We start from the raw sequence: 6,264 nt of genomic DNA on the forward strand, positions 1-6,264 counted from the left end.
GCGCGCACCGGTCGGAAAATGCCCCATTGACGGCAGTAGCCCAACAAGAACAGTGTTATCGCTGGCTAGGTCCGGAAGGATCAGGGGGACCTCGGCCAGAGGGGCATATGTCTGGTTACGAATTCGAGGGAGCAGATCCGCACGAAGAGTCCGTGAGGATCAGTGGGCGTGTGAAGTGGTTCGACGCCGGCAAGGGATATGGCTTTATCGTGCCTGACGACCCCCACCAAACGGGGCTCAAGGACGTATTGCTTCACGTCACCAGTCTGAGGAACTCCGGGCGCGAAAGCGCTCTGGAAGGCGCTGTGATCGTCTGTGACGTGATCCGCCGTCCAAAGGGCTGGCAGGTGGCTGAGGTCGTGGAGGTCGACGAGACGTCGGCTCCTGCCCCGTCGGATCGCCGAAGACATGACGAGGGGCAGGGCGGCTTCCGTCGGGAACGCGACAGCTATGACAATGGGGGCTTCCAGGCCAGGCAGCCGCGAAGGCCGCTGGCGCCGCGTGGGCCGCTCGAGGGGGCCAAGGTGAAGTGGTTCAACCGCGCCAAAGGCTACGGTTTCGTAGTCCGCGACGGGGAGAGCGGCGACATCTTCGTCCACATCGAGACCTTGCGACGGGCCGGCATCGAGGACCTGCAACCTGGTGACGACGTCATGGTGCGTTTCGCCGAAGGTCCGAAAGGGCTTGTCGTCGCCGAGATCGAGTCTGTAGGTCTGACCTAAGACCTAGAAACTCGGAGTTCGCCGGTGTCCAGACTGACGGGGCCGCTACGCGGCTTGACCGCGACCGTCGGCGCGCTTGCGCTGTTGGCGGCCTGTAGAGAGCAGCCAGCCGCTCAAACGGTCCCTGCGGCGCCTCAAGCGCCCGCAGCGACGCCGAGCGCGCCTGCGAAGGCGCCAGCGGGGGCTGTTGGGGAAGCACCCGCCGGCTTCGAGGCGCTTGAGACAGTCACTCCCGCCGGCCGGACGCGTTTCTTTGTCGAGATCGCCGACAATGACGCCGAACGTGAGCGGGGGCTCATGTTCCGCAAGTCGCTGGCGCCGGACCGCGGCATGCTGTTCGACTTCCATACCCCGCGCGAGGTGGCGTTCTGGATGCGTAACACGCTGATCCCACTCGACATCATCTACATCCGGCCGGACGGCACGGTGCTGTCCATCGCCCGCAACACCACGCCGCTGTCGGAGGCGCCGATTCCGTCCGGCGGCCCGACGCTGGGGGTTCTGGAACTGGCCGGAGGGCGCTCGGCCGAGATCGGCCTAATGCCCGGCGACCGCATCGAGCATCGGATGTTCAAGCGTGATTGATCGCGACGTCGTCCCCGCGCCGCCCGAAGGCTTTGTCGAATCAGGTGGGCGCGGGGCGTTCTCCAGCCACAACGGCCCCTATTTCCATCGCGCCCAGATGGGTGAACTGACCGAGCAGGCATTCTACGCCTTGCCGCGCCACGCCAACGGGCTGGGCCTGGTGCATGGCGGCATGCTGAGCGCCTTTCTGGACGGCCTGATGGGCGCGACGGTGTTTCGCGCCACCCGGCAGACGGCGGTGACCATCCATCTGTCTATCGACTTCCTGCACATGGGCCGGGTCGGCGACTGGGTGATGGGCGAGGGCAAGATCACCCGGGTGACCAAGGACGTCGCCTTCGTCGAGGCTCGCGCCCATGTCCGGGGCGTGGACGTGGTGAGGGCCACTGGAGTCTTTAAATTGATGCATAAACGCGCCTAATGGCGTCAATCGAGTTTGTTCGTTTGCGATAAAGGCCAAAGCCTTATATCGGACCCCCTCGCCGGCGTTATTCGGGGTGTAGCGCAGCCTGGTAGCGCATCTGGTTTGGGACCAGAGGGTCGGAGGTTCGAATCCTCTCGCCCCGACCAACGCCGGCAGAATTGTTTGAGGGGTCCGCATGCTCGCGCGCATCTATCGTCCAGCCAAGAACGCCATGCAGTCGGGCAAGGCCAAGACCAAGGACTGGGTGCTGGAATTTGAGTCGGCCTCGGCTCTGCGCGCAGATCCGCTGATGGGCTGGACCCTCACGGCCGACATGGACGGACAGATCCGCCTGGCCTTCGAGACCAAGGACGAGGCGGTCGCCTACGCCCAGGCTCACGGCATCGCGTTCCAGATCTCAGACCCCAAGCCCGCCAGACCGATCATCAAGGCCTACGCCGACAACTTCGCGTTCGGCCGCAAGCAACCCTGGACGCATTAGTCCGCGACCGGGCGCCCATAGCTCAACCGGATAGAGCATCCGCCTTCTAAGCGGACGGTTGCAGGTTCGAGTCCTGCTGGGCGCGCCAAGTTGGTCGAGGCCCCTAGGCTAGCTTTGAAAATCCAATAGACGCCCGTCAGGGCCGGCGCCGCTGAACCTAGGCGGTCGCGGCGGCGTAGGCGTCCAGGCCGGCGCGGAGGTCGGCGATCAACTCGTCCTCGTTTTCCAGACCAATGTGCAGGCGCATCAGCGGGCCGGCGTAGCGCGGTGCGAACTTGCGCTTGCCGAGTTGCGGGTCGCAGAGGATGGCTAGGCTCTCGAAGCCGCCCCAGGAGAAGCCGAGGCCGAATAGCTTCAGCGCGTTGAGGAAGGCGTTGGCGCAGGCTTGCGAGCCAGGCTTCAGCACAAAGCCGAACAGGCCGCAGGCGCCGCTGTAGTCGCGCGCCCATAGCTCGTGGCCGGCTGAACCGGGGAGGGCCGGGTGGATGACCTGCGCGACCTCGGGCTGCTTGGCCAGCCAGCCGGCGATTTTCAGGCCAGCCTCGCCTTGGCGGGCCAACCGCGTCGGCAGGGTCCGCAGACCACGCAGCATCTGGTAGGCGTCCTCGGCGGCGACGGCCCAGCCGAGATTGTGCACGCCGTCCTCAAGCTGACGCACGAGAGCCGGATCGCTCGCGGCGGCTGATCCCATGAAGACGTCGGAGTGACCGCCGACATATTTGGTCAAGGCTTGGACGCTGATGTCGACCCCCTGCGCCAGGGGCTTGAACAGATAACCCGCGCCCCAGGTGTTGTCGGCCAGGGTGAGAATACCCCTGGCCTTGGCCAGGCGCGCCACCGCGGCGAGATCCTGCATCTCGAAGGTCAGGGAGCCTGGCGATTCCATGGCGATCAGGCGGGTAGCTTCGGTCGCCGAGGCCAGGAGGTCCTCCGGCGACAGCAGCGGATCGAAATAGCGGACGGTGACGCCGTAGCGCGCCAGCACTTGATCGCAAAACCGGCGGGTGGGTTTGTAGATGTTGTCGACGACCAGCACCTCGTCACCGGCCTTCAGCACGGCGAGCATGGCGCCGGTCAGAGCCGCGAGGCCCGACGGATAGAGGCTGACGCCCAAGGCGCCTTCCATCTCGCCAAGCGCCGACTTCAGGGCGTCGTGCGCGGCCAGGCCGGCGCGGCCCTAGGTCAGGTAGGCGTCATCGTCGTACAGGGCCTCTGCGCAGGGCAGCAGGACGGTCGATCCACGCTGGATCGGCGGTCCAACCGTCTTGACGAGGTCGCCGTAGGTGGAGCCGGCGCGGATTAGACGGGTTTCTTGAGACATGCGGGTTGACGGGCCGGAACGAACTGGAGCCAAAATCAGCGGCCACTTAGGGCCTCAGCAGCTTAGCAATCAAGGAGGGCGGCCAATCTCTCGGCGCAGTATTTCTCGGCCAGGACCATGGATTTGTCTGGCCGCCATCCTGGTGCTCACCGGCTGCGGCAAGCCCAAGGAGGAGCCCGCGCCGCCGCCGCCGGCTCCGCCCCCCGTCACCGAGCCCGCGCCGGGTGTCTACAAGCCCAAACCCAGCCCCACCTTGGCCGCGATCAAGGCGCGCGGCTGGTTGTCCTGCGGCGTCAATCCGGGGTTGGCGGGTTTCGCCTATTCGGATGATCGAGGAGCCTGGCGCGGCTTTGACGTCGATGTCTGCCGTGCGGTCGCCGCCGCCACCTTGGGAGATGCGAACGCCGTGCGGTTCACGCCGGTGACCGCGCCTGACCGATTCACCGCGCTGCGCGCCGGCAAGATCGACATTCTGTCACGGAACACCTCGCTGACCCTGTCGCGTGACGCCGGCGAGGGCGTCGAGTTCCCCGTCATCACCTATTACGACGGCCAAGGTTTCCTGGCGCCCAAGGCCTTGGCCCTGGCCAGCGCCGATGAACTCAACGGCGCGCGGATTTGCGTCCAGAAGGGCACGGCGAGCGAGAGCAATCTGGCCGACTATTTCCAGGCGCGGGGACTGAAGCACCAGGCCGTGGTGGTGAAGGACACCAGCGAGGCCCTGGTGCGTTACCAGGCCGATGAGTGCGACGCCTTTACCGCCGACATGGGTGCGCTGGCCTCGGCGCGGTCGCTGCTAAACAACCCCAACGCCCATGTGATCTTACCGACGGTGATCTCCAAGGAGCCGTTGGGTCCGGTCGTGCGCCAGGATGATCCGGCCTGGGCCGACATCGTGCGTTGGACGGTGTTCTCGCTGATCGCCGCCGAGGAACTGGGTGTCGACTCCAAATCAGCGCCGGAGCTGGTCAAGACCACAACCGATCCGCGGGTCCGACGTCTGCTTGGCGTGCAAGATGATCTGGGGGCGGTGCTGGGGCTGAAGCCGGACTGGGCCTATCAGGCGATCATCCAGGTCGGGGCCTATAACGAGGTGTTCGATCGGAACCTGGGACCAGGGTCCGCGCTCAAGCTGGCGCGGGGACACAACGCCTTGTGGACCGCGATTGAGCCTGGGCTGCTCTACGCGCCGCCGGTTCGCTAGAGCCGGCGAATGGATACCGGTTCGAAGACCAGAGCGAGGCCCTAGGGGCCGGTGACGACCGGAGTATCGGGCAAGCCGCCCCATTCGGTCCAGGAGCCGTCATAGACGGCGACCCGGTCCAGCCCGATCCGAGCCAGCGCGAGGGCCAGGACCGAAGCGGTGACGCCCGAGCCGCAGCTGGTGACGATCGGCTTGGACAGATTGACACCAGCGCTCTTGAACAGCGCCTTGAGGTCGCGCTGGGACTTGAGCGTGCCGTCACCGGCGATCACGCCCTCCCACGGGACGTTGGCGGCGCCGGGCATATGGCCAGACCGCAGACCGGCGCGCGGTTCCGGGGTCTCGCCGGTGAACCGGCTGGCGGCCCGGGCGTCGACGACGCGGCCCTTGCCCGAGGTCAGCAGAGCGCGGACGTCGTCGGCGTTGCGGACCAGGTCGGCGTCGAAGATCGGCTCTATCTCGACGGCGCGTGGGAAGATCTCGCCACCCTCGACCGGACGACGCTCCGCGACCCACTTCTTCAGCCCCCCGTCGAGGACGTAGACCTTCGAATAGCCCATGACGCGCAGCGTCCACCAGACGCGGGCGGCCGAGCGGATGCCATGGGTGTCGTAGATGACAACATCGACATCCCGCGGCAGGCCAAGCCTGCCGGCCGCCTTCGCGAACGCCTCCGGCGAGGGCAGCATGTGCGGCAGATGGCTGGCCGTATCGGCGATGGCGTCGATGTCGAAGAACACCGCGCCAGGAATGTGGGCCTGGAGATATTCTTCATGGCCAGAGCGGCCCTCGGCCGGCATGAACCACGTACCGTCGACGACGCGAACGTCCGGGGTCCGCATACGGTCGGCCAGCCACGCGGTCGAGACGACGGGATCCACGATCAGAGCCATTTCGGAACGGGGAACCCGCGCTCCTTCAAGAACTCCGGATTGAAGATCTTGCTCTGATAGCGCGAGCCTTGGTCGCACAGGATGGTCACGATGGTGTGGCCTGGGCCCATGTCCTTGGCCATGCGGATCGCGCCGGCCACATTAATGCCGGTCGAACCGCCCATCACCAGACCCTCGTGCTCGACCATGTCGTAGATGACGTTCAGCATCTCGACATCGTCGATGCGATAGGGGCGATCGACCTTCAGGCCTTCGAGATTGGCGGTGATCCGGCCCTGGCCGATGCCCTCGCTGATCGAATTGCCCTCGGACTTCAGTTCGCCGTCCGCGTACCAGGAATAGAGCGAGGCGCCGTAAGGGTCGGCCAGGCCGATCTGGATCTCGGATTTGCGGGCGCGCAGGGCCTCGGCCACCCCAGCCAGGGTCCCGCCGGAGCCGACCGCCGAAATGAAGCCGTCCACCTTGCCGTTCGTCTGTTCCCAGATCTCGGGGCCCGTGGTCTCCACATGGGCCTGGCGGTTGGCGACGTTGTCGAACTGGTTGGCCCAGATCGCGCCGGCCGGTTCCGTGGCGTTCAGTTCTTCGGCCAAGCGCCCGGAATAGCGGACATAATTGTCCGGGTTCGAATAGGGCA

The 6,264-nt window shown here is 65.9% G+C and carries 9 protein-coding genes and 2 tRNA genes; 7 read left to right on the top strand and 4 right to left on the bottom strand.

Going from position 1 to position 6,264, the window contains the following annotated elements; all coding sequences use genetic code 11:
* Positions 1-107 precede the first annotated feature (107 nt).
* The 6 genes from Q7T84_RS11210 to Q7T84_RS11235 all read left to right on the top strand — a co-directional run bounded on the left by Q7T84_RS11210 (position 108) and on the right by Q7T84_RS11235 (position 2,300).
* Positions 108-722, top strand: coding sequence for a cold-shock protein (locus Q7T84_RS11210; RefSeq protein ID WP_304808788.1), 615 nt, complete (start codon positions 108-110; stop codon positions 720-722).
* 24 nt (positions 723-746) lie between these two features.
* A complete protein-coding gene (locus tag Q7T84_RS11215; RefSeq protein ID WP_304808790.1) occupies positions 747-1,307 on the top strand; it encodes a DUF192 domain-containing protein in 561 nt (186 codons plus the stop codon).
* Entirely contained in the window at positions 1,300-1,728 is a 429-nt protein-coding gene (locus Q7T84_RS11220) for a PaaI family thioesterase (RefSeq protein WP_304808792.1), read from the top strand. Before Q7T84_RS11215 ends, Q7T84_RS11220 begins: the two co-directional genes overlap by 8 nt.
* A gap of 72 nt (positions 1,729-1,800) precedes the next feature.
* Positions 1,801-1,877 (top strand) — tRNA-Pro (locus tag Q7T84_RS11225).
* Between the two features lie 29 nt (positions 1,878-1,906).
* Positions 1,907-2,212, top strand: a complete 306-nt coding sequence (locus Q7T84_RS11230; protein ID WP_304808794.1) for an ETC complex I subunit — start codon at positions 1,907-1,909, stop codon at positions 2,210-2,212.
* A gap of 11 nt (positions 2,213-2,223) precedes the next feature.
* Positions 2,224-2,300 (top strand) — tRNA-Arg (locus Q7T84_RS11235).
* A gap of 69 nt (positions 2,301-2,369) precedes the next feature.
* Here Q7T84_RS11235 and metC read toward each other — a convergent pair.
* Positions 2,370-3,377: a cystathionine beta-lyase gene (metC, locus tag Q7T84_RS11240; RefSeq protein WP_370653649.1), complete on the bottom strand. Its 1,008-nt coding sequence runs from the start codon at positions 3,375-3,377 to the stop codon at positions 2,370-2,372.
* Positions 3,378-3,389: 12 nt separating this feature from the next.
* Positions 3,390-3,533 carry a hypothetical protein gene (locus Q7T84_RS21145; protein WP_370653648.1) on the bottom strand — a complete coding sequence of 48 codons (144 nt, stop codon included), beginning with the start codon at positions 3,531-3,533 and terminating at the stop codon, positions 3,390-3,392.
* Between the two features lie 142 nt (positions 3,534-3,675).
* Here Q7T84_RS21145 and Q7T84_RS11245 point away from each other — a divergent pair, with 142 nt between their 5' ends.
* Entirely contained in the window at positions 3,676-4,737 is a 1,062-nt protein-coding gene (locus Q7T84_RS11245) for an amino acid ABC transporter substrate-binding protein (RefSeq protein ID WP_304808796.1), read from the top strand.
* Between the two features lie 41 nt (positions 4,738-4,778).
* Here Q7T84_RS11245 and sseA read toward each other — a convergent pair whose 3' ends face one another.
* The gene (sseA, locus tag Q7T84_RS11250) at positions 4,779-5,630 is read right to left on the bottom strand and encodes a 3-mercaptopyruvate sulfurtransferase (RefSeq protein WP_304808798.1); all 852 of its coding nucleotides are present in this window, start codon (positions 5,628-5,630) and stop codon (positions 4,779-4,781) included.
* The coding region (locus Q7T84_RS11255) for a pyridoxal-phosphate dependent enzyme (RefSeq protein ID WP_304808800.1) at positions 5,621-6,264 on the bottom strand (644 nt) is incomplete at its 5' end. The genes Q7T84_RS11255 and sseA, both read right to left, overlap by 10 nt.

This window comes from Phenylobacterium sp. (genome assembly GCF_030654915.1).
GTDB lineage: Bacteria > Pseudomonadota > Alphaproteobacteria > Caulobacterales > Caulobacteraceae > Phenylobacterium.

What these genes read in the sequence shown, in the direction of transcription:
- Q7T84_RS11210 (WP_304808788.1), top strand. Translation starts at nt 108, where the DNA reads ATGTCTGGTTACGAATTCGAGGGAGCAGATCCGCACGAAGAGTCCGTG.
- sseA (WP_304808798.1), bottom strand. Translation starts at nt 5,630, where the DNA reads ATGGCTCTGATCGTGGATCCCGTCGTCTCGACCGCGTGGCTGGCCGAC.
- Q7T84_RS21145 (WP_370653648.1), bottom strand. Translation starts at nt 3,533, where the DNA reads ATGTCTCAAGAAACCCGTCTAATCCGCGCCGGCTCCACCTACGGCGAC.
- Q7T84_RS11230 (WP_304808794.1), top strand. Translation starts at nt 1,907, where the DNA reads ATGCTCGCGCGCATCTATCGTCCAGCCAAGAACGCCATGCAGTCGGGC.